A 24,061-nucleotide genomic window follows, 5' to 3' on the forward strand; every position below is an offset into this window, starting at 1 on the left:
AATCAGCTTTTCCTTCTTTTATGAAAGGGAAAGCTGATTTCATGATGAGTCATTATTCAATTATTCGTCTCCATTTCTTTTTTTTCTTCTTCGAAATAAAGAAAAGATTCTTCCTCTAATTCAATCATTCGCTCTTTATTAAGTCCCATTGTTAAGGCTCCTTTAAAAATTGGTTCCCACCATGTTTCTGTTTCTGTCATTTTATATCCTCCCTTTCCAAAAACAAATAATTAATCATTTGACCATCATATACCCTAGAAAGTTTTCTACTCAAACGTTTCATTTGAAAAATGAATCTTTCCTCATATGCGGTGGATAAGGCTAAAAGACTAAAAGGAGCAATGCGTATTTCCTAATAGGTTTTATACAAGTAGTATTCCAAAAATATAAAGAATCATGTATTGGAATAGAATTTGTTTATTCTTTCGTCTACTTGAGATAAATAGTATGATTCTTTTAAGACTTAAAAATACATAAAAAGGAGTGCTGATATTATGAGTTTTACTATGCATCAGCTAGATAAAATGTTAGAGGAACATCATGCTTTTTATTATTCTGGAATGACGAAATCAGCAACATTTCGTATAAATCAGTTGAACATGTTAAAAAACACAATAAAAAAATATGAAAAAGATGTTATTCAAGCACTTTTTCATGATTTAAGAAAAAGTGAATTCGAAGCATATACGACGGAAATAGGCTTAGTGTACGAAAGTATTTCGTTTATGAAAAAAAATCTGGAAAAATGGATGGAGCCAAAGCAAGTAAAAACTCCAATAGCACTTATGCCAGCTAAAAGTTTTATGGTTCATGATCCATACGGAACCGTATTAATCATTGCGCCATTTAATTATCCTTTTCAATTAGTGATGGAACCATTGCTCGGTGCAATTGCCGGAGGAAACTGTGCTGTGATCAAACCTTCTGAGGCAACTCCTCATACAACTAGTATAATAAAAAAAATAATTGCAGAGGCATTTACACCTCATTACATTCGGGTAGTGGAAGGAGAAAAAGAGGAAACATCTTTATTAATTCATGCGCCTTTTGATTTTATCTTTTTTACCGGGAGTGTGAATGTAGGGAAAGTAGTTATGAAAGCAGCCTCAGAAAGGTTAACACCAGTTGCACTGGAGCTAGGTGGAAAGAGTCCAGCGATCGTTGATCATACAGCGAATTTAGAATTAGCAGCTAAACGAATCATATGGGGTAAGTTCGTAAATGCTGGTCAAACTTGTATTGCCCCGGATTATTTATTAGTAGAAGAAAATGTAAAAGAAAAGTTTATCAAAATTTTAAAGCGTACGATTCATCAATTTTACGGCAAGAATATTCAAGAGAGCCCGGATTTAGGAAGAATTGTAAGCGTAAATCATTTTAATCGATTAAAGGAAATAATGGAACAAGAAAAAGAGCATATAATCTTTGGTGGATACACAGACAAAAATGATTTATATATAGAGCCGACCGTTTTAGATGAGGTAACATTTTCAAGTCCTTCCATGCAAGATGAAATTTTCGGTCCCATATTACCGATCATAAGCTATAAGGATTTACCAACTATTATTCGTCAAATACGAAAATTACCAAAACCATTAGCTGCTTATATGTTTAGTGAACAGGAACGCGCACAAAATTATTTCTTAGAGGAATTATCATTTGGGGGTGGATGTATCAATGATGCGATCACTCATGCAGGTAGTATTCATTTGCCATTTGGGGGAGTAGGTAACTCAGGGGTTCGAGCATATCATGGAGAAGCAAGCTTTACGTTATTTACACATCAAAAGTCTATTCTGAAAAAGAGCACATCATTACCTATAAACATTGTCTATCCACCATATAAAAATAAAGTAAAACTAGTAAGAGGATTATTAAAATAAAGGCTCTATTAAATTAGTTGTTTTTCAAAAGAATATTTTGTGACCAACATTCTGTTGCCCCTGAGGAGGCTTGGCAGTTCGTCCACGGAAAGTGAGTGGATTTTCCGCAGGTAACAACAATATCGTTAAACGGAGCTGAATAAATGATTTAGCCGCAATAGGGGGCCACTGAAAAAATCTATTAATCATTTCTTAGCGAGTTCTTGAACGACAATTCGTTCAAAAACTCGCTTTTTGATTAAAAATAACATCTAGGTGATTCCGTTGCAGGCGGACGCTTTCCACTCCAATCTCCATAAAATAAATACTTTTAAACTAAAAAAGAGGCACAATTAGCAGTCCTTTTCCTTATGTGGCATTTGAATGGTTACAGTTGTCCCAGTACCTTCTTTACTTTCAATAAAAATATTACCTCCATGTTCGGTAATTATTTTTTCTGAAATCATCATGCCTAACCCTGTGCCTTTCACTTTTGTCGTAAAGAATGGATCAAATACTTTCTCAGCAGTAGACATATCCATTCCAATCCCATTATCCATAATTTTTAGTGTTAGGGTTTCCTTTTGATCACTTGTGCAAATGATATTTATTTTTCCGTTATCGGTAATTGCTTCAATTGCATTTTTAATCAGATTAATAAGTACTTGTTTCATCTGGCTTTCTTCTCCAAATATATAAGCGTCAACTAATAATATCTCTTTAGACAAGACAATTCCCTTTAAATTTAGCTCGGGCTGAAACAACATGCAAATGTCGTCAAGTGTTTTTATAAAGTTATATCGCTTTGATAACCTGGCGTGTGGTTTTGCTAATATAAGAAATTCACTAATTATATAATCAATACGCTCTATCTCTTTTTCAATAAGCATTGAGTATTGATAATACGGCTGTTTTGGATCCTTATTCATAATTTGAATAAACCCAGATATAACAGTCATTGGATTACGAATTTCATGCGCTACTCCTGCAGCCATCTCTCCTGCGATTTTTAGTTTTTCTGATTGTAAAAGCAAATTTTCAGCTTCTTTTTTAAAGCTGATATCTCGGCTTATCACAGAAAGGGCAACTAAGGCTCCTTCATAATCATAAATTGGAGATATTGTGATTTGTGCGTCAAAACAGGTCCCATCTTTTTTCATATCCTTCGTTTCTAGAAAATGATAGCTTGCTCCATTTAAGACTTGTTTCCTTCTAGCTTCTGCATCAAGTTTATTTTGTGGTGAAACTAATGGTACATTTTTCCCTATAATTTCTTCTCTTCTCCATCCGTACAACTCTTCAAATGCGGGATTTACTTCAATTATTTTATTATCCTTATCGAAAACAGCAATGCTATCTTTGGCATTATCAAAGAATAACTGTAAATAACTTTCTCTAGAATGTAACTTCTTTCGCATTGATCTATTTTGATCAGAAAGTCGCGTCCAATATTTATTGTCAAAAAGAGTATTAAGTATTGAAGTGGATACTAACATAGTTAATAGAATGAAAAAGGCTATAAAATCATCCAGTGTAAAAATATAATTATACGAAGCTTTGTTGAAATATATTAAACCGCAGATTTCGACTAATGTAGTGAAGAACAATATTATTCTAGGTAAAATAGAATTGTATAGGATGGCTATGTATATCGGGTAAATAAAGAATATTGTCATTACTACACTAACGCTATGAATATTCACTAATAATATGTATACGTTTAAACAAGATAGTAAAATGTATTGAATGACCGGCCTTTCTGAATTCCAAAAAAATAAAGTTGCAAGTAAAACTAAATAAATGAGCGCATAATAGATAGTTGATTCACTTTCAAAAAAACGAAGGTGACTGATAGTGAAAAGTGTAAAAATTGTAAAAAATAATTTATTCTTTTTCTGATAAATTTTAAAAGTTTCCATATTGCACCTCTTATCTGATAACTCTTACCTATAGTAACGTATTTATTGGTATCTGAAAATATAAGATTTTGTTATGATAAAAGAAGGAACTAAAGGAGGATTCATTTATGTCATATACATTTCAAGCAAAAGAAACCGTATCCCTATTAAAACAATTAGTGGAAATACCAAGTCCATCAGGATATACGAAAGAAATAATGGATTTTATGGAGAGAATTTTGAAGGAGCTAAATGTCTCTTATATACGTACAAATAAAGGCGCTTTAATTGCTACCATCAAAGGAACAGATGATACAAAGCATCGTTTATTAACAGCACATACGGACACCCTTGGTGCGATGGTGAAAGAAGTCAAAGCTAGTGGAAGATTGAAACTAGCAATGGTTGGAGGGTTCAACTGGAATGCTGTAGAAGGGGAATATTGCACCATACATACTGCGAGTGGAAAAAAGATTCGCGGAACTATATTAATGCATCAAACGACCGTGCATGTATATAAAAATGCGAGCAGTCTTCCAAGAGATGAACAAAACATCGAAGTTCGTGTGGATGAAAAAGTAACAAATGCTGATGGTACGCGAGAATTAGGAATAGAAGTAGGAGACTTTGTCTCATTTGATCCTCGATTTGAAGAAACTGAAACAGGTTTTATAAAATCACGTCATTTAGACGATAAAGCGAGTACTGCGTTGTTGCTACAGCTGATTAAAGCGGTACAGGAAAACAACTGGACATTACCATATACAACGCATTTTTATATTTCGAACAATGAGGAGATAGGTTTTGGTGGTAATTCCAATATTCCAGAGCAAACAGTTGAATATATCGCTGTAGATATGGGAGCAATTGGAGACGGGCAAACCTCGGATGAATATACGGTATCTATTTGTGCGAAAGATTCTTCGGGACCTTATCATTATGAATTAACACGTCAATTAGTTGAACTTGCGAAAGAAGAAAATATTGAGTATAAATTAGATATTTACCCTTTCTATGGATCTGACGCTTCCGCCGCAATTCGTGCAGGCTTTGATGTAAAACATGCATTATTTGGCCCAGGAATAGAAGCATCCCATGCATATGAGCGTACGCATATTGAATCGTTAGAAAACACGGCAAAACTATTGTATACCTATGTGAATTCGAAAATGGTGTAAGCCATCTAAATAATTCAAGTAAATTTCATGGAATCAGCAAACTTTTATACGATTAAAATCGTTAAAAAACGTGAGCTGGTTCTTTTTTTACTTGTATTTTTGGGCTTAAATCCATATGATAAAAAAGTGAATAAGAAGGAGATATAACGTTATGGACATAAAATTACAAGATGAAATATTAAAAAGAAGAACTTTTGCAATTATTTCCCACCCAGATGCTGGTAAAACAACTATTACGGAAAAGCTTTTATACTTTGGTGGAGCAATTCGTGATGCAGGAACAGTAAAAGGGAAAAAGTCAGGGAAATTTGCAACATCTGACTGGATGGAAATTGAAAAACAACGTGGAATTTCCGTTACATCCTCAGTTATGCAATTTGACTTTAATAATTGCCGTATTAATATTCTCGATACTCCTGGACATCAGGATTTCAGTGAAGATACGTATCGTACGCTTATGGCTGTAGATAGTGCAGTAATGATCGTGGATGCAGCTAAAGGGATTGAGGCCCAGACGTTAAAACTTTTTAAAGTTTGCCGTATGAGAGGAATTCCGATTTTTACATTTATAAACAAACTAGATCGTCAAGGTAAAGAACCTCTTGAACTAATGGAAGAACTAGAAGAAGTGTTAGGAATTCAGTCTTATGCAATGAACTGGCCAATTGGTATGGGGAAAGAATTTTTAGGGATTTATGATCGATTTAATGGCCGGATCGAACAATTCCGAACAGAAGAATCAGAAAGATTTCTTCCATTAGATGAGGAAGGGAAACTTGCTGTTGAACATTCGATGAAACAAACTTCTTATTATACTCAAGCAATGGATGACATTATGCTTTTAAATGAAGCAGGGAATGATTTTGATAAAGAAAAAGTACTGGCAGGAGATTTAACACCTGTATTCTTTGGTAGTGCCCTAACAAACTTCGGAGTACAAACCTTTTTAGAAACATACTTACAATTTGCACCGACTCCACAGCCTCGAATGACGGAAAATGAAGAGGAAGTAAATCCCCTCAATGAAGATTTTTCCGGATTTATATTTAAAATACAAGCTAATATGAATCCAGCACACCGAGATCGTATTGCTTTCGTCCGCATCGTTTCTGGTAAGTTTGAGAGAGGGATGACTGTAACGCTTGCAAGAACAGGCAAAACGTTCAAAGTGACGCAATCTACTCAGTTTTTAGCAGATGATCGAGAAACAGTAGATATAGCTGTAGCTGGTGATATTATTGGACTTTACGATGTGGGGAACTATCAAATTGGTGACACGGTTGTTGGGGGGAAAAAGGCATTTAATTATGAAAAACTTCCTCAATTTACACCCGAAATGTTTGTAAAAGTAACTGCCAAAAATGTGTTGAAATCAAAGCATTTCCATAAAGGAATCATGCAGCTTGTTCAAGAAGGTGCGATTCAATATTACAAGACACTGCATACAGAAGAAGTTATATTAGGAGCAGTTGGACAGCTTCAATTCGAAGTATTTGAGCATCGAATGAAAAATGAATACAACGTCGAAGTTCGAATTGAACCGATTGGATCAAAAGTAGCTCGTTGGATTGAAAATGAAGAAGAAGTAAAAGAATCTATGACTGGTCCAAGAAGTATGCTTGTGAAAGATCGTTATGATCAATATGTGTTCTTATTTGAAAATGAATTTGCGACTCGTTGGTTCCAAGATAAATACGAGCATATTAAATTGTATAATCTTCTATAATCTACAAGAGGCTAACTTTTTTTTTAAAAGTAGCCTCTTTTTTACTCATTAACTATCCAGACACCATCATTTTTCTTACAATCTATTGAAAATGGATATAGATATATTCACTTTGTTTTTCATTATTTCGGATTGCTTTGTACAGCGCGATTGTAACACCATTGCCGGGATTTCAAGTGTGAGGGACATGACGGAGTCGTATACTTATTTTTTGTAGGCAATTGATTGTAGTGAAAGACGGCGACTCCAGCGGGAATAGCAAATGTTTTCTGCACCGAAAGCGAAGCGGCAGGTGCATGAGCTGAAGGCCCCGCAGGAGCGAATAAAGGAACGAAGGCTAAGAACGCCACCTCGTGTGGCAACGCCTTCGTGACCAATATCGTGTTGGCCTGAGGAGACTGAAGCCATGCCCGCGGAAAGCGTCCGTCTGGAACGGAAATCAATACATTGGAAAAGGAACCTCTCTCAGTCACCATATGACTTTAGGGACAGTTCCTCGATTCTTGGTAATGGTGTAGAGTTTTAGCAAATTCCCCTATTAAAAGGTATTTTCTCTCTGCTTTCGAAATTATAAATTTGAACTCTTGCTTTCTAGGGCATATGATAGAAATAGTAAATAAGAAGGTGGTCCCTAAAGATGAAAATAAGTGATTTTTCCATAAAAAGGCCGGTCTTTACAACCGTTGTAATGTTTTTAGTTATCATTTTGGGCGGAGTGTCTTTTTTTAAAATTCCTATCACTTTAATTCCCGATTTAAATCCTCCAATTGCCGTAGTGGTAACGAATTATCCAGGGGCAAATCCTGTAGAAGTAGATGAAAAAATTACAAAGCCTTTGGAATCATCTTTAAGCACACTACAAGGAATTAAAAATATAAGTAGTACTTCTCAAGAAGGTGCTAATTTCATTCTCCTAGAGTTTGATTGGTCAACAGATATGGATAATATTCAGTTAGATGTTATGCAAAGAATTGACAGCGTCCCAATTCCTACTGGAGCAGACAAGCCTAGATATTTAAAGTTTGACCCGGCACAATTTCCAGTCATTCAATTATCACTTAGATCAGCAGATACTGAAACGGATATTCGTTTGATTGCAGAGCAATTAGAAAGAGAATTAATAAGCACTGAAGGTGTTGCCAGTGTAAATATTTCAGGATCCCTCGTGGAAGAAGTACAAATTTTATTGGATCAAGAAATGTTACAAAGCAAAGGACTTACACAAAATGATATTGTTCAATTGATCCAAGCTAATAATATTTCACTTCCAGGGGATCCAATTGAAACAGAAGATAAAAAATCTTTAACTACTCGTATTATAAGTACTTTAACGTCTATAGATGACATTAAAAACTTAGTCATTTCTGTAAATCCACTTGATGGGAAGAAGGTAACCATTGCAGATGTTGCAACTGTTCAACTGACCGAGCAAGAGAGAAATTCGGAAACAAGAGCAAATGAAGAACCTGCCGTATTACTATCTGTTTTTCAAGAATCAAGTGCGAATACTGCCAGTGTATCCTCGGCCTTTGAAGAAGCTTTAAACAAGCAATTGGAAAAAGATGAGTTTAAAGGTGTTACAGCAGATATTTTGTTCGACCAAGGTGACTATGTCAAACTTGCGATTAATAATATTGGTTCAACACTTATCTCAGGTGGTTTATTGGCAATGGTTGTACTATTTGTTTTCCTAAGAGGAATCAGAAGTCCAATTATTATTGGAGTTGCAATACCTTATTCTGTTATTGTGACGTTTGTTTTAATGTATTTTGCAGGTTTTTCATTAAATATTATGACACTAGGTGCTCTTGCACTGGGAATTGGTATGCTTGTAGATAACTCTATTGTGGTTATTGAAAACATTGAGCGTCATTTAAGTTTAGGGAAAAATCCAAAAGAAGCAACTTATACGGGAACTAAAGAAGTGATTGGTGCTATTACGGCTTCCACATTAACAACCATTGCGGTTTTTGTACCTGTCGTATTTCTTTCGGGTTTGATTGGTCAAATTTTTACGGAATTTGCTTTAACTATTTCATTTAGTTTAATTGCTTCATTAGTTGTAGCAATTACTGTAATTCCGATGATGGCAAGTAGAATGCTCAAAAAGCCAAAAGGAAACGTCGAAGCGAAGAGACGCAGATCCAAAACTTATAATAATTTTGAACGATCTGTAAAATGGTCGCTTAACCATCGTACAATCATCCTTTCGTTAACGGTAGTATTGCTTTTTGTTTCTGTATTTGGATTGTTTCGGGTTGGTACTGAATTTTTACCAGCAACCGATGAAGGATTTGTCTCCATTTCAGTGAAGCTTGAAAATGGCTCTTCCTTTACCGCAACGGACGATGTCGTAAATAAAATTGAAGCGCTTTTACAAAAAGAAAAAGACGTTGAAGTATACGTAAGCTTTGTAGGTGGGAGTCAAGAAGGTCAGTCGCGGGGTACTTCCAGGTCAAATGTTGCAGAAATATCCGTTAAACTAAAACCTTTAGCAGAACGGAACCGTTCTATATTCTCATTTGTCGATGAAGTGCAGCCAAAAGTAGTGAATGTCGCTGGAGAAAATGTCGATATTAACTTTAATTTACAAACTGCTTCTGGCTCTTCTCCAAATGTAGTTTCTTTCACCGTTTCTTCTGTGGATAAACAAGCATTAAATACTGCAGTGGAAGATTTACAAAGTGACTTGGAGAAGTTAGATGGTGTAGTAAAAGTAAATAATGACTTAATTTCTACAGTAGAAGAAGTACAAATGACTGTAAAGCGCGATGCAGCTACAGAGTATGGATTAGCTCCGTTTCAAATAGCACAAACGGTTAACAACGTCACTAGAGGTGTATTTGCATCACAAATTATTTCTGAAAACAATGAAGTATATGGTGTGTACGTAAAATATGACGAGGATTATCGAAATAGTGTAGATAAGTTAAAGCAATTGAAACTTCGTACACCCTCTGGACAGTTTGTAGAACTGCAAGATGTTGCAAATATAGAAATTGCGAAAGGTCCAGTAGCGATTAGAAGTATAAATCAAGCGAGTGCAGTAGCTTTTTCTATTAAATACGAGTCTAAATACTCACTAGGTGAAATGTCTGATTTAATTGATGAGACCATTCAAAATCAAGGTTTAAAAGAAAATGTTGCTATTTCATTTGGTGGAGATCGTGAACTGTTGGATAATGCTAAAAATGATATGATTTTAGCAGTTTTATTAGCTGTAGTTTTAGTATATATTGTAATGGCTGCACAATTTGAGTCGTTTAAATATCCCTTCGTTATTATGTTTACAGTACCTCTAATAGTTATTGGTATATTTATCGGTTTATTTACAACAAGTACTCCAATTAGTATTTCTGCAGTTATTGGTATATTGATATTAGTTGGGATAGTCGTAAATAACGGTATTGTATTAGTCGATTATATTAACCAACGTAAAGCAGAGGGAATAGAGTCGTATGAAGCGATTACTTCTGCGGTTAGAGACCGTGTACGACCAATACTAATGACTGCCCTTACTACAATTCTTGGATTAGTACCATTAGCTCTGGGGATTGGAGAAGGGACTGAAATTAATCAACCTATGGCTCTTACAGTAATCGGTGGTTTAATCAGTTCTACTTTCTTAACTTTATATGTAGTGCCAGTGATATATAGTTTATTCGATAAAGAAACAAGAAAAAAAAGGTCATCTAAACATTCTGAAAATATTTAATGGAAGGGTCTTCAATTGAAGACCCTTTTTCATTATACTTTTTATAAAGGAGTGGACTTAAATGTCAATAGCACTAATATCTGGATTTCCGGGTTTTCTAGCAATAAATATTATAAAAGAACTTCGCCAGCAAACAGTATTCTCTTCCATATATGTAATCGTTCTCCCGTATCAATTAGAAAGAGGAAAAGAAATGATTCAAGAAATTTATGAAGATGGATTGGAGGACCAGCGTATTGTGATTGTAGAAGGGGATATTACAAAACCTAACGCTGGTATTGAAAAAGAGTTACTTATTCAACTACAAAGCGAGGTAGAATATATTTGGCATCTTGCTGCAATTTATGATCTAGCAGTTCTTAAAGATATTGCTTGGAAAGTCAATGTCCAAGGCACAGAGAATTTTAATGATCTAGTTGTTCAGTTCCCTCATATTAAGAGGTATATGTACTTCAGTACTGCTTATGTTGCAGGGAAAAGAGAAGGGAAGTTATTAGAAACAGAGCTAGTGAAACCAACTGGATTTAAAAATCATTATGAAGAGACAAAATATGAAGCGGAAGTTCTTGTGGAAAAACTGAAAGAAAAAATACCAGTTACCATTATTCGACCGGGAATAGTAAGAGGTCATTCTGAAACGGGCGTAACCATTAAATTTGATGGTCCATATTTCTTTATTAATATGATTAGAAATTTAAGGAAACTTCCTTTTCTACCTTACTTAGGAAAGTCCAGTGCTTTTATTAATGTAGTGCCTAGTGATTATATAACAAAAGCATCTATTTATTGTAGCTTTAGTGAAGATGCAATTGGTCAAACCGTCCATTTAACAGATCCTAAACCATATCCTGTGGAAGAAGTGTATCGCACGTTTGTGAAAGAAATTACTGGGAAATATCCAAAAGGAAGAATTCCCTTATCTCTTGCGAAGGCTTCTGTTGCTATTTATCCTGTTCGGAAAATGCTACAAGTTGAAAAAGAAACATTGGACTATTTAACATGGAATTCTTCTTTTGATACAACTGTGGCGGAAAGTATCTTATCCAAAGGGAATATAACCTGTCCAGATTTTATTGAATCGGTTCCAGCAATGATTAGTTTTTATAACTTGCACAGAAAAGACCAAGCTTTTCATATTCCGATTAAATAGTTTTCATTTACAAATGAGTTAGTTATGTTATAATAAATAACATAATTAAATAGACTTTTGACTTTCGTCAAAGGGGAGTAGCTATAGGGAAACCTATTTCATAGTCGTCATTACATGGCTTTAGCCATCGGTTATGATAGCAATTATTATATTTGCTTAGCAAGACCTTTGCCTTTTTAAAGGCAGGGGTCTTTTTATATGCAAAAAGGAGGATAACAATGGATTTAGCAATTTTATTAGAGTATGGTTGGGTTCTACTTGTACTAGTCGGACTAGAGGGATTACTTGCAGCAGACAATGCAGTCGTTATGGCTGTAATGGTGAAACATTTACCGAAAGCACAACAGAAAAAAGCGTTATTTTACGGACTATTAGGTGCGTTCGTATTTAGATTTTTAGCGTTATTCATGATTACATTCTTGGTGAATATTTGGCAGGTTCAAGCGTTAGGAGCAGCTTACTTACTATTTATTTCGTTTAAACATATTTATGATAAACGGAAGAAATCAGATTCGCATATGGAGGAAGAAGAAAAGGAATCAAAAGGATCAGGTTTTTGGTTTACTGTTTTAAAAGTAGAGCTTGCAGATATTGCTTTTGCAATCGACTCAATGCTTGCGGCAGTTGCTATCGCAGTTACGTTACCACATTTAGGTGACTTTGATATTGGTGGTATTAACGGTGGGCAATTTGCAGTTATGTTCCTAGGCGGGGTTATGGGTCTTGTCATTATGCGATTCGCTGCACATAAATTTGTTCAATTGCTAGAGAGATATCCAACACTTGAAACCGCTGCTTTTTTAATCGTAGGTTGGGTAGGGGTTAAACTAACGGTATTAACACTTTCCCATCCGGGTGTAGGAATATTGGATGAGGACTTTCCACATTCGGCACCATGGACGATTACATTCTGGATTGTGCTACTTTCAATTGCGCTTGGTGGTTACTTACTAGGTGTTGTGAAGAATAAGAACCATAGTGCTTAATTAATTAGATAGTCTGAGGTGATACATTCCAATTTAGGATTTGTTGTCTACCTACGCTATAATGAGTATGAAAAGATAGTTTCTTTCGACTATCTTTTTATACTTTTTTTTTTTACAATATGTAAATAGGCTTCAAGCTTTACTGAAAGGAAATAGTCAAATGAAACAAACTAAACTAAAAGCCAAATTAAAATTTACTCCAGCTCAAGTGATTGTCATCTATTACTTTATAGCAATTGCTGTCTCTGTTATTCTCCTGAGTCTGCCAGGTGTTCATAAACCTGGTGTAAAAGTAGATTTTATAGATAGCTTATTTACAGCGGTTAGTGCAGTTAGTGTTACTGGATTAACTGCCATAAATATTTCAGAGACTTACAGTGTATTCGGATATGTCATGATAATACTTATTTTGCAGCTAGGCGGAATCGGTATTATGTCTTTAGGGACCTTTATTTGGCTAATATCTGGAAAGAAAATCGGTTTGCGTGAGAGACAGTTAATTATGGTCGACCATAATCAATCTAGCTTATCGGGAGTTGTAAACTTAATCCGAGAAATTGTGAAAATTCTAATATTTATACAAATTCTTGGTGCAGTGCTTTTAACCATGTATTTTACTCAGTATTATGATTCACTTAAGGAAGCCTTTATTCATGGGATATTTACTTCTGTGTCTGCCACAACAAATGCAGGGTTTGATATTACAGGAGAATCACTAGTCCCTTATCATCATGATTATTTCATTCAAATCATAACAAGTATATTAATTGTTTTTGGAGCGATTGGTTTCCCTGTATTAATAGAAGTTAAAGAGTTTCTTTCTAATAAAAACAAAAATTTTCGTTTCTCTTTATTTACAAAGCTAACAACTATTACGTATGGAATACTTTTGGTGTTTGGAACCATAATGATCTACTTGCTAGAAATGTTTAACTCCTTTAAAGGTATGCCTTGGCATGAAAAGTTTTTTACTGCCTTTTTTCACTCCGTTTCGACTCGTTCCGCGGGGTTAACGACATTTGATGTGACACTTTTCAACGAGGGTACAAATTTATTTATGAGTGCACTTATGTTCATTGGTGCTTCACCGAGTTCAGTTGGTGGGGGGATCAGAACAACAACCTTTGCAATCGCAATACTGTTTTTAATTAATTTCTCGAGGGGTAAAGATAATATTCAAATATTTAATCGTGAAATTCAGCTAGTTGATGTATTTCGTGCATTTGCCGTTATTATCTTAGCCCTTACAATGGTGTTGGTAGCAACGATTTTAATGTCCATTACCGAGCCGAATATTCCTATTACAACCTTAATATTTGAAATCACTTCTGCTTTCGGTACCTGTGGAATGTCATTAGGAATTACGGAAGATCTGTCGAATACCGGTAAAATAACTATAATGATCCTTATGTTCATCGGACGAGTAGGCTTAATTTCTTTCTTGTTTACATTAGGAGGAAAGAGTAATAAAACAAAATATCGCTATCCAAAAGAACGTGTCATCATTGGTTAAAAAGTATCTCAAATATAAAAAACGAGCAATTCGTTCTATTATAGACGAGATGCTCGTTTTTTTAAATTTAACTCTTTGATTTCTCATACTTATAAAGAGAGAATATGACATAAAAATAGATAGCCTTCACTTTTAGAACTGCAAAAAAGCTCCCGAAATTGCATCTTCGGGAGCCTTCAACTTGATAAAGAAAGAATCTAATCCTGAATTATACCAATACCAAATAGTACTAACCTGTCGCCAGTTTCTGGATGGCCGCGGAAGGGGGAAATTCACAAAATTACTGAAAAAGGAGAGGGGGCTGTCCTTAAAGTCATACATTGACTGAGAGATGGTCCCTTTTCCAATGTATTGATTCCGTTCCAGACGGACGCTTTCCGCGGGCATGGCTTCAGTCTCCTCGTCGCTTTCGCTCCTGCGGGGCCTTCAGCTCATGCACCTGCCGCTTCGCTTTCGGTGCAGAAAACATTTGCTATTCCCGCTGGAGTCGCCGTCTTCCACTACAATCAATTGCCTACAAGAAATAGTAGTTTTAATAAAAAGTATACAAAAAACAGGTGTAGAAAAAGACTCGTTTTTCTACACCTGCTTCAATTTATGGGCTTATTGGACAGCCCTCTCTCCTAAAAATCGCGCGGTTATGTTGTAGCTAAAGTACATTTCAAAGCAATCCGTAAACGTCTGCGAAAAGGTTTTGCACTTAGTGGCCGCACGCGCGTATCTTAGCTTATTTTGTTTGGATAAAAGAAAAATGAGGGGATGCACTTTTACCAAATGTAGTTAGAAGGTATCCTTCTCTTTCTTTAATAATTCCTTGCTTATAAGAATCAACACAAATAGAGATTGGAGTGACAAATGTTTGCTTAAATAGTTCTCGTTCATTTAAACCTAATGACACAAATTCTTCACCAGCAATAGAAGGATTCTCTAAAATTTGCTTGTATAATGCAGATTGTTCTTCTTTATTTATGTCATTTTCCCACCAAGGTTTACGAGGTTGGAACTTTTGCTTAGATAGATAATCGAGTTTCATGACACTTTGAATCGTTGGTACAGAAATACTATCTAGTCCGTCTAAGAATGCAAATAATCGTGTATATAGATCTTCTAATTGATGGCCAATTTTCGACCAGTTTTTCTCTTCCCAGAACGTCCCAAATTGTTGGAAAAAGTCAAATGGTGTATCAAACACGTGAGCAAATAAATATTCCAGTGTATGGTCCATTCGATGTGCATTCCAATACTTTTCTAATACATCCTCTACCTGTTTAATGCGCAAAATATCAGTAAAAGTTAACACATTATTAGAGAAAATTTCGTAAGGTGCTTGATCTACATAGACGTAACCATATTTCTCTGCTTCTACACGGAGACCTGTACCACGAAGTAACTTTAAAAATCCTAATTGCAATTCTTCGGGACGCATTTCAAATACTTCATTAAAAGTTCTCGTAAACGATTCGTAATCTTCTTCAGGAAGACCTGCTATTAAGTCTAGATGCTGATCAATTTTGCCGCCACTTTTAACCATTGTTACCGTGCGTTTTAGCTTATCGAAGTTTTGTCTTCGTTTTACGAGCTCATTCGTCAAATCATTTGTGGACTGAACGCCGATTTCAAAGCGGAAAAGTCCAGCTGGAGCGTTATCATTTAAAAATTGTATTACTTCAGGTCTCATAATGTCTGCTGTAATCTCAAATTGAAAAACAACTCCTGGTACATGTTCATCCATCAGAAATTGAAACATTTCCATTGCGTAGCTTCTACTGATGTTAAATGTTCTATCAACAAATTTAATTGTTTTGGCACCATTCGCCATTAAATAGCGAATATCGTCTTTTACTTTATCTCGATTAAAATATCTTACGCCAACCTCAATAGAGGACAAGCAAAATTGACACGAAAACGGGCACCCACGACTTGTTTCAATGTATGCAATTCGTTTAGAGAGATTGGGTAGATCTTCTTCAAAGCGATAGGGGGAAGGGGAATCTCTTAAATCTAACTTTGATGGTAGCGGATTAAGCATAAATTTGTCGTCATGCACATAAGCTACTCCAGGTATATCTTTTAAAGTTTGTTTTTCATGTAGAAAGTTTAGCAATTCTTTAAATGAATGTTCTCCTTCTCCAACGATAATATAATCAATTTCTTTCACTTGTCGTAGCCATACGTTTGTATCGTATGAAACTTCAGGCCCGCCTAAAACGATCGTAATGGATGGGTCTACTGTTTTTAACATCTTGATGACTTTTATCGTCTCTTCAATGTTCCAAATATAGCAACTAAATCCAACTATATCAGGCTTTTTTTGATATAAATCAGCAACTATATTGAATGTTGGATCTTTAATGGTGTATTCAACTATAAGGGGGGAATATTCAGGTTCTGCATAAGCCTTTAAGCAACGAAGCGCTAAATTAGTGTGAATGAACTTTGCATTCAAGGTTGTTAATATAATGTTCATGTTCTTAAACTCCTTTTTTCGTATAACTATTGTAACAATGAAACGCATAGACGACAATATAGGTAAAAAGAATCATTTCAATATCTTAATTAATATGAAATAATCAGAATAAATAAAATATTGAATGATTTTGTTGAAATTCATTTATTCATGAAACTCCTGTTGAGAGGTTTGGTGATATAGTTGTTAGCTGAGTATAAGTACAAGCAAAAATTTGAACATGTCTTTCAGCTTTTTTCGTGTGGCCTCATTTTAATAAATGAAAAAGGAACAATATTAGAGGTTAATTCACATATCGAAAAAATTTTCCAAATAAGCAGAGATGAACTCCTCACGATGAATGCTTTACAGCTTTTTGAAATATTTTTAGCAACAGATGAAAACAAAAAAGTATTATTGGAAGAATTATTTCAAAATGGATATGCAGAGCTATTTAGTGAGGTTCGAACATCTTTAGGTGAATATAAGTATATCCATTTAATTGTATCCAAACAAAATGATACAAACATTTATTTAACGGAAATATATGATGAATCAGAAAAAATGAATATGAAAAGACAGCTCGACCATACGGAATCACTTAGTACTCTTGGACAACTCGCTGCAAGTATTGCCCATGAAATACGTAATCCAATAACTTCCCTAAAAGGGTTTACCCAATTATTATTAAAAACAGCAACAGAAGATAGTAAACGATACTTAAACGTTATTGATGATGAAATTCAAAGAATGGAAGAAATTCTAACCGAGTTTTTACAAATTTCCAAGCCAGTTAATACGGAGTACACTTACTTTGAAGTGCAACAATTAATGACGGAAGTAGTAAATTTTATGGCACCACAAGCGTTAATGCAAGTAATTGATATCGTTGTACTATTAGAAATTAGTAATGGAAGTAAAATATTAGGAAATCGAAATTTATTGAAACAAGTATTTATTAATTCAATAAAAAATGCTATCGAATCGATGCCGGATGGTGGGAAAATTCACATTAATATCAAATGTGTTGGTAATAATTCTATAAATATTGAAATACACGATCAAGGCCAAGGAATTGCAGGTAAAGACTTAGACAAAATCTTTGATCCATTCTTCACTACAAAAAATACTGGGACTGGCCTAGGATTGTCTCATGTGTCCAAGGTTATAGAGGCACATGGGGGCACTATTGAAGTAAGTAGCACAGTAGGAAAAGGAACAACATTTACATTTATCCTTCCACTACACATGGGTTCCTGATCCTATTTTGACAATATAATAGGAAGACCTATATAATAATGTTTAATGTATTTTATATAGGTGAGGATGAAGAGAATGACAATTGAACAATCGAACAGTGCCTTAAAATTATTTATTGTACTGTCACGCGCTCATAAAGTAATTCATGAATGTACGAATCATTTTATTCAGAAAAATGGCATAAATCCAACGGAATTTGCAGTGCTAGAACTCTTATATCATAAAGGTAAACAGCCCCTCCAACAGATTGGTAACAAAATTTTGCTGGCTAGTGGCTCTATTACTTATGTAGTAGATAAATTAGAGGGGCGTGGATATATTAGCCGCGTCTCAAGTGATACCGATCGACGTGTAACTTATGCAGAAATCACTAACGATGGAAACAAGTTTATGGACGAGCTCTTTCCTCGTCACGAAGAACAATTAGTGGAATTAATGAATGCGCTATCAGAGGAAGAAAAAGAACAAGTAATTGCACTCTTGAAGAAACTAGGTTTATCGATTAAAAATTTATCGTATTAAAATAAGGGTCTGTTAGACTCTTTATTGGTAGAATCCGCTTGCTTTCCACGGGCGAACTGAAAAGCCTACTCGGCTGCGCCTGCGGGGTCTCGTCTGTCTCGCTTACCTTCAGGAGTCTGCGAGGATTCTCCCGCAAATGATTAGCTAAAAACTACACTAAAATACAACACAAAATAAAAACTTCGAGCCTTCATGAAGGCCCGAAGTTTTTATTTTACTTTAATTGTTTCTGCCATTTTTACAAAGGTTTCAAGAGCTGGAGATTCATTAGTATCAAATACAGTAAGCTTAACTATTAACCCTTCTCGTACAAATGTATAACCAGTAACTTTTCCACTAGGTGTATCTATTTGAAATGCTTTAGCATCCTTAATAGATTCATTTGTTGGAATAAGATTTTGATCTGTAATTTCGACTACAGTTCCGCTATCATTTGATGCTTGCAAGGTATCAACTAGATTTTGTGTGACGTCATTTAGAGTTTCATTGTTTGAGTCAAATGTTTCAATTCGCATGGATTGCAAGTCATTTTCTTGATTGAATATCAAATCTTTGTTTGGCTCTTCACTAGTTAGTTCAAAATTATCTACTACAGTGATAGAGTAGTTTTGATTTTCACTTTCTACTGTTGTTCCTAAAAGTTCTTGTTCAGGATTAGTAGGACTAACCGTTTCTTCGCTGTTCTTAGTTTCTGTTGTAGGTGCTGGCTGGTCCGTTTTTTCACTTTCCGTAGTTGTTCCACAAGCTCCAAGTACGATAGAAAGTGAAATAATAGAAATTAGAGAATGTACTTTTTTCAATATCATTCAACTCCTTTTTTAAATAGACGAGATGGATTCCAAAATGTTTCAACGAAGTGGAAGTACTAAAAATAATAGTACTAATAGCGTAATATGGGATAATATGATAAGAGGCATACTTTTTTTCCATTCATATAAAATGCCGAAAATAATACCCGTCATGAACGCAGCAAAAATACCTAACGGAAAACCACTAAAGACGAATGAAAAACCATATAGTAAAGAACTTAAAATAATGGAAAACACTGGGGAGAGCCATCTTTTCAACTGATGTTGAATATAACCTCTCCAAAATAATTCTTCTCCAGGAGCAATGATAAGTAAAAGTAAAAGGTATTGCCATATGGCAACAGGTCCAAACTTACTTAAAAAGGCTGTCACACTATTTGTGGAGATAAATGGGGTAATATCAATAGCTTTATAACCTAAAACAAATAAAGCATATGTGATCGCTCCAAAAGCCAGCCCAAGTATGACATAATGAGTTGTTCTTAAGCTATCTTCTATTTTAGCGTAATAGAAAGCCAATGACATGAGAAATAATACGGTAAATGTGTAGAAATACCAAAATACTTTGTCATTTGAAAATGTTAGCCAATTAAAAGCATAGGCTAAACAAAGTGAAAGTATTAATCCGATTATTGGTATTTGACGAAACATAAAAAGCACATCCTTACTAGATTCAGAAAAAATAAAATGTCCTATGAGTTGGGGGTGGGAAGGTCTACTTCATGAGCTTTAGGCGGGAGAAAAGTAAAAGGTGGTATAACCAGTTAAAAAACCGTTCATCTAAAGGAGAGGAACGGCATGACGTTTAATCTTCGTTACTATATAATATCTTATAACGCTTATGATTGATTACCGTCTTTTCTTCTATTTCAAGCTCGTTAAAGTTCTCCATATAGGTTAAATCAACAATTACAGAGTTTTCATTAACCTTTTCAACAATACCTTGAAGACCATCCTTAAATTCAATAATATTACCGACTTCAGCAATTTTCATAGATTGTCCCATCCCCTTTTAGAACATAATATAAACAGTTTGCCCTAAAAAAAGCTGTACGTAAAGTATTTTAATAAAAAGTTTGGAAACTATACATCATTTGATACATAGAAAGGAGCATCTTGAGTGAATTTATTTGAAGAAAAGTTAAATATGCTCCAAAATGGAGATATTAAAACGTTAGAAATTTCCAAAAATGATTTTTTGTTGTTTCGAAAAGTATTGGTCAAAAGAGAGGATTTTAAACACTTCTCTGGAAATGCATTGCAGGGTGGCCAAATAATATATACCTATTTAAGCAAAGCGAGAAGCTGATTTGTCGTCGATTGTCGATATATTCTATGTTTAAACGCTGAAGACAAAAGGTAAACTGAGAGGAATATACATTTTGTAAAAGGGGCGATTCTTTATGTTAGAATCTTTTTTAAATAAATTAGAATATACTAGAGAAAAGATGATTCAATCCGCAATTGAAAAAGGTGTGACAAATAGAGAAACTATTCAGCTTAGTGAGGAATTGGATCATTTATTAAATGAATTTCAATCACAAGTAAAACAGCATAGCAAATTGGATAAAGCTGAGTAGTTTTCAAAGGGAGAATTATACGTGCTCAATATATCACTACTTCAAGATGAATTGAACAAGGCTATTGTTGGTAGGGAAAAAGAAATTAACTTTATGCTCATGGGATTATTAGTACAGGGGCATGTTCTGTTAGAAAGTGTGCCAGGCTCGGGGAAAACAATGATGGCTAAATCGTTTGCAGATGCTATTCAAGGAGAATTTAAAAGACTTCAATTTACTCCTGATGTATTACCTTCTGATGTCACAGGCATAAGTTTTTTCCATCCACAAAAACAATCATTTATCCTTCGAGTTGGTCCTGTGATGAGTAATATTTTACTTGCGGATGAAATTAATCGAGCTACTCCACGTACTCAATCTAGTTTGTTAGAGGCAATGGAAGAAAAACAAGTGACGATAGATGGGGAAACGATTAAGCTACTATCACCCTTTATGGTTATTGCAACACAAAATCCAGTGGAATCTCAGCAAGGAACGTTTCCTCTCCCAGCGGCACAATTAGATCGGTTTTTATTTAAACTAACAATTGATTACCCGACATTGGAAGAGGAAAGAATTATTTTACAAAAGTTCGGTCGGGCTCCAGGAGAAATTAAAACGAAAAAAATCGTTTCATTGGAACAAGTGGAAGCATGGTCAAAGGAAGTGAAAGAAGTAGTCGTTCATGAGGATATTTTAACGTACATTATACAAATTGTGCACAAGACAAGGAGCCATCCATACATAGAGCTTGGATTGAGTAGTCGTGCATCTCTAGCATTACTACAAGCTGCAAAAGCAAGTGCATTTATTAATGGAAGAATGTATGTTACACCTGACGATGTGAAAAATGTAATAGAACCTGTATGTCTTCACCGTATGAAACTTTCTTCACAAGGAATGCTCGTTCATAATTTAGTAGAAATAATGAGAGAGCTAGTTAGTGAGATTGAAGTTCCTGTTGAGGCAAATGTTCGATGAATTGGAGTCGTCAAGATTTAGGTATGAAGAATACGAGAATCTATGTAGATCTTCTTGTATTCACATGTATTTTTAGTCTTCTCCTTAAACAATATGTCTTGTTATCTGTTTTTTCTTTTTTACTAATTATTGCTCTTTTGCAAGTGCACTATTATAAAAAAGTAGGAAAAAAGTTAGAACTGATAAATGAAAAAAAGAGAGTTCGTTTAATTAAAGATACAACGTCTCACATTGTACTAACTTTTCAAAATAAAGGATTGCCCATTTGGAATGCAACTCTCTTAATATCATTTCAATCTGCTATAGCACCTAATGGAATTTCCAATACAACAAATGCTGGTTTTCATGAGGTAAAAGTTCCTTTCTCTATTGGCTATAAAAAGAGTGTAAAAGTAAAAATCCCAATAATAGGTATTCGAAGAGGTCTTGCTAGGATAAAACAAATCGAAGTTCAAATCCCACATCCTTTAACGGAGGGATCGGTATGGTTGGACTTTAAGCCGTTTATATTAATGGATGCAATTGTGTTCCCACAGATGTATACCATTGACGAAGAGTTTACTCCATCTAAGTTGAAGCAAGGTCATTTAGAATTAACTTCTTCCTTATATGATGATCCTTTTTTTCCTATTGGAACAAGAGAGTATGAACCTGGAGATCAATTTCACCATATTCATTGGAAGGCTAGTGCTAAAATGCAACAGCTTCAAACCAAGGTGTTTACAAAAGTAGCAAACGTCTCCGTATTATTTCTTGTAAATGTTGTGGAGAAGTATAGAGTGGTTGAAGATTTTGAAGAAAAAATTGAGTGGCTCGCCTCTCATATAGATGCTTGTTATAAAGAAGACATCCCCTTCTCTTTTGCAATAAATATACGTGCATATGGAAAAATCCCTTTTGTTTATTTAACAATAGGAAGTGGAGATAAGCATCGAATTCAAGCATTAGAGCTTCTATCTTTATTGTCTATTAGTGATTTTTTCGTTCCATTTGAAAGGATTATTACTTACATAGAAACACATGAGGAGCTCCCTGTTGTGGTTTATGTTATGACACATGAGTTAGAAAAGTTTTTGCCTTTACTAACTCATTGGGAGCGTCGGACAAATGTTTTGTACCGAACGGATGTAAGTAAAGGGGGAAATTATGATACTTCATTCTACCCACCATATTAATATTCAAGTTCAGTCGTTTGGAAAATATTTGCAAGATATTTGGATTCTGGCTTTGATTTTTGTATTGTTTCAAAATGATACAACTATTGCGCTCCCGTTTATCTGGATTGGACTACAATTCGTGATTGCGATTGCAGCCCAACTAATCTTTCATAAAACTGGACCAAATAGCTTAGTACCATTTATCCTCCCATCTTTTATACTGTTATTCCTGTTCCTTTTTGGCTCTCCTGTTTGGTTATTTGTGTTAGGTGTAATTATTTCAATTTGGCGCATTCAAGAAAGATTTAATACAATGCAAAATGAGCAAGGGAATGATAGCTTCTTTACACTATTATTTTTCGCTACATTTTTGGTGGTACATTATATTAATTTTTTAATGGGATATGAAGGGTATCATTCTATTCTTTATACAGTGTTTGTAACTGGAATCGCTTTATTTGTAGGGATACGATTATTCTCTGTTTGGATAAATACGGACAAGCACAATTCCATTACACTTGGCAAAGGATTAGGTATCTATCTTATTAGTTTAGTTAGCGTGGCAAGTTTCACTGTTTTTATTTATTTCATTGCTCCTGTTGTTCGTAAAATGATGGATGTATTATTTGTAGCCATTATGCGTGTAGTAGTCATCCCTTTTGCTCCTTTACTAGAATATCTAGAGAATTTAATGAATGGCTTACAAATTAGAGAACTAGAAGAAGATACACGAATACCAGTTGGAGAACAAGCTAAAATAAAGCCAAATAAAATAGGTTCGGAAGAAACTTTTTTGAACTTTCCAGTGGAATGGATTGTTTATGGGTTAGCTACAATTGTCATTCTATTTTTTGTACGCTATTTGTTGAAAAGCAAACCAGAGAAATTAGAAGTAGAACGGATTAATTTTCGAAATGAAACAAATCAATTGATCAATTTGGAAGAGAATCAACAAAGTCAACAAAGCTCATTATATAAAGTAGAATCTTCCCTATTAAGAGAAAAGTATTTGCAGTTTGAATTAGAAGCGCAGCGATTTAAATTGGATAGAAATAAAAGCGAAACTGTTAGAGAATGGTTTAAAAGAATGGACTGGCTAGTAGAGGATAAATTTTTTTATATATACGAGGAAGTTAGGTATGGGGGACAATTAATAGAAACTACAAAAGCTGATATGTTTATAAAAAACCTGGAGGAAATAAAAAAATATAATTTTGTTGAAAAAAATGTTTAAAAAAATGATAGCCGGGCATAATAATAAAGAACACAGCAACATTCTCATTTCCCCCTTTTTAAGGA

20 protein-coding genes are annotated in these 24,061 nt (G+C 34.6%); 14 read left to right on the forward strand and 6 right to left on the reverse strand.

Annotated elements, in window-relative coordinates; genetic code table 11:
- Positions 1 to 56: 56 nt before the first annotated feature.
- Complete coding sequence (locus tag MHH81_RS04830; protein WP_340918546.1) at positions 57 to 200, reverse strand: hypothetical protein; 144 nt, start codon at positions 198 to 200, stop codon at positions 57 to 59.
- A 294-nt stretch (positions 201 to 494) separates the two neighbouring features.
- Between MHH81_RS04830 and MHH81_RS04835 the strand changes: the two genes are divergently transcribed.
- Positions 495 to 1,883: an aldehyde dehydrogenase gene (locus MHH81_RS04835; RefSeq protein ID WP_340918548.1), complete on the forward strand. Its 1,389-nt coding sequence runs from the start codon at positions 495 to 497 to the stop codon at positions 1,881 to 1,883.
- Positions 1,884 to 2,215: 332 nt separating this feature from the next.
- Here MHH81_RS04835 and MHH81_RS04840 read toward each other — a convergent pair whose 3' ends face one another.
- Positions 2,216 to 3,781: a two-component system sensor histidine kinase NtrB gene (locus MHH81_RS04840; RefSeq protein ID WP_340918550.1), complete on the reverse strand. Its 1,566-nt coding sequence runs from the start codon at positions 3,779 to 3,781 to the stop codon at positions 2,216 to 2,218.
- 107 nt (positions 3,782 to 3,888) lie between these two features.
- Between MHH81_RS04840 and MHH81_RS04845 the strand changes: the two genes are divergently transcribed.
- The 6 genes from MHH81_RS04845 (at position 3,889) to MHH81_RS04870 (ending at position 14,028) form a co-directional block, all read left to right on the forward strand.
- Positions 3,889 to 4,938, forward strand: coding sequence for a M42 family metallopeptidase (locus tag MHH81_RS04845; RefSeq protein ID WP_340918552.1), 1,050 nt, complete (start codon positions 3,889 to 3,891; stop codon positions 4,936 to 4,938).
- A 151-nt stretch (positions 4,939 to 5,089) separates the two neighbouring features.
- Positions 5,090 to 6,664 (forward strand): peptide chain release factor 3, encoded by a 1,575-nt coding sequence (locus MHH81_RS04850; protein ID WP_340918554.1) that lies wholly within the window; start codon positions 5,090 to 5,092, stop codon positions 6,662 to 6,664.
- Between the two features lie 637 nt (positions 6,665 to 7,301).
- Positions 7,302 to 10,379 carry an efflux RND transporter permease subunit gene (locus tag MHH81_RS04855; RefSeq protein ID WP_340918556.1) on the forward strand — a complete coding sequence of 1,026 codons (3,078 nt, stop codon included), beginning with the start codon at positions 7,302 to 7,304 and terminating at the stop codon, positions 10,377 to 10,379.
- 61 nt (positions 10,380 to 10,440) lie between these two features.
- Positions 10,441 to 11,529 carry an SDR family oxidoreductase gene (locus MHH81_RS04860; RefSeq protein WP_340918558.1) on the forward strand — a complete coding sequence of 363 codons (1,089 nt, stop codon included), beginning with the start codon at positions 10,441 to 10,443 and terminating at the stop codon, positions 11,527 to 11,529.
- Positions 11,530 to 11,747: 218 nt separating this feature from the next.
- Entirely contained in the window at positions 11,748 to 12,515 is a 768-nt protein-coding gene (locus tag MHH81_RS04865; RefSeq protein ID WP_340918560.1) for a TerC family protein, read from the forward strand.
- A 142-nt stretch (positions 12,516 to 12,657) separates the two neighbouring features.
- Positions 12,658 to 14,028 carry a TrkH family potassium uptake protein gene (locus MHH81_RS04870; RefSeq protein ID WP_340925120.1) on the forward strand — a complete coding sequence of 457 codons (1,371 nt, stop codon included), beginning with the start codon at positions 12,658 to 12,660 and terminating at the stop codon, positions 14,026 to 14,028.
- A 727-nt stretch (positions 14,029 to 14,755) separates the two neighbouring features.
- Here the strand turns inward: MHH81_RS04870 and MHH81_RS04875 are convergent.
- Positions 14,756 to 16,495, reverse strand: coding sequence for a B12-binding domain-containing radical SAM protein (locus MHH81_RS04875; RefSeq protein WP_340918562.1), 1,740 nt, complete (start codon positions 16,493 to 16,495; stop codon positions 14,756 to 14,758).
- A 183-nt stretch (positions 16,496 to 16,678) separates the two neighbouring features.
- Here MHH81_RS04875 and MHH81_RS04880 point away from each other — a divergent pair, with 183 nt between their 5' ends.
- Positions 16,679 to 17,734 (forward strand): ATP-binding protein, encoded by a 1,056-nt coding sequence (locus tag MHH81_RS04880; RefSeq protein WP_340918564.1) that lies wholly within the window; start codon positions 16,679 to 16,681, stop codon positions 17,732 to 17,734.
- A gap of 75 nt (positions 17,735 to 17,809) precedes the next feature.
- Entirely contained in the window at positions 17,810 to 18,256 is a 447-nt protein-coding gene (locus MHH81_RS04885) for a MarR family winged helix-turn-helix transcriptional regulator (RefSeq protein ID WP_340918566.1), read from the forward strand.
- 209 nt (positions 18,257 to 18,465) lie between these two features.
- Here MHH81_RS04885 and MHH81_RS04890 read toward each other — a convergent pair whose 3' ends face one another.
- From MHH81_RS04890 to MHH81_RS04900, 3 genes are all read right to left on the reverse strand, one after another.
- Positions 18,466 to 19,056 (reverse strand): hypothetical protein, encoded by a 591-nt coding sequence (locus MHH81_RS04890; RefSeq protein ID WP_340918568.1) that lies wholly within the window; start codon positions 19,054 to 19,056, stop codon positions 18,466 to 18,468.
- A gap of 48 nt (positions 19,057 to 19,104) precedes the next feature.
- Positions 19,105 to 19,716 carry a CPBP family intramembrane glutamic endopeptidase gene (locus tag MHH81_RS04895; protein ID WP_340918571.1) on the reverse strand — a complete coding sequence of 204 codons (612 nt, stop codon included), beginning with the start codon at positions 19,714 to 19,716 and terminating at the stop codon, positions 19,105 to 19,107.
- 154 nt (positions 19,717 to 19,870) lie between these two features.
- Positions 19,871 to 20,059, reverse strand: a complete 189-nt coding sequence (locus MHH81_RS04900) for a YkvS family protein (RefSeq protein WP_340918573.1) — start codon at positions 20,057 to 20,059, stop codon at positions 19,871 to 19,873.
- A 126-nt stretch (positions 20,060 to 20,185) separates the two neighbouring features.
- On the opposite strand from MHH81_RS04900, the gene MHH81_RS04905 reads away from it, so the two are divergent.
- The 5 genes from MHH81_RS04905 to MHH81_RS04925 all read left to right on the forward strand — a co-directional run bounded on the left by MHH81_RS04905 (position 20,186) and on the right by MHH81_RS04925 (position 23,996).
- Positions 20,186 to 20,374, forward strand: a complete 189-nt coding sequence (locus tag MHH81_RS04905) for a hypothetical protein (protein ID WP_340925368.1) — start codon at positions 20,186 to 20,188, stop codon at positions 20,372 to 20,374.
- A 94-nt stretch (positions 20,375 to 20,468) separates the two neighbouring features.
- On the forward strand, positions 20,469 to 20,645 hold the full coding sequence (locus tag MHH81_RS04910; RefSeq protein WP_340918575.1) for an aspartyl-phosphate phosphatase Spo0E family protein: 177 nt from the start codon (positions 20,469 to 20,471) through the stop codon (positions 20,643 to 20,645).
- A 21-nt stretch (positions 20,646 to 20,666) separates the two neighbouring features.
- A complete protein-coding gene (locus tag MHH81_RS04915) occupies positions 20,667 to 21,605 on the forward strand; it encodes an AAA family ATPase (protein WP_340918577.1) in 939 nt (312 codons plus the stop codon).
- On the forward strand, positions 21,602 to 22,780 hold the full coding sequence (locus tag MHH81_RS04920; RefSeq protein ID WP_340918579.1) for a DUF58 domain-containing protein: 1,179 nt from the start codon (positions 21,602 to 21,604) through the stop codon (positions 22,778 to 22,780). The genes MHH81_RS04915 and MHH81_RS04920 overlap by 4 nt, the downstream gene beginning before the upstream one ends.
- Positions 22,752 to 23,996 carry a hypothetical protein gene (locus MHH81_RS04925; RefSeq protein ID WP_340918581.1) on the forward strand — a complete coding sequence of 415 codons (1,245 nt, stop codon included), beginning with the start codon at positions 22,752 to 22,754 and terminating at the stop codon, positions 23,994 to 23,996. The genes MHH81_RS04920 and MHH81_RS04925 overlap by 29 nt, the downstream gene beginning before the upstream one ends.
- The last annotated feature ends 65 nt before the right edge of the window (positions 23,997 to 24,061 follow it).

Source organism: Psychrobacillus sp. FSL H8-0484 (assembly GCF_038005325.1).
Taxonomy (GTDB): domain Bacteria; phylum Bacillota; class Bacilli; order Bacillales_A; family Planococcaceae; genus Psychrobacillus.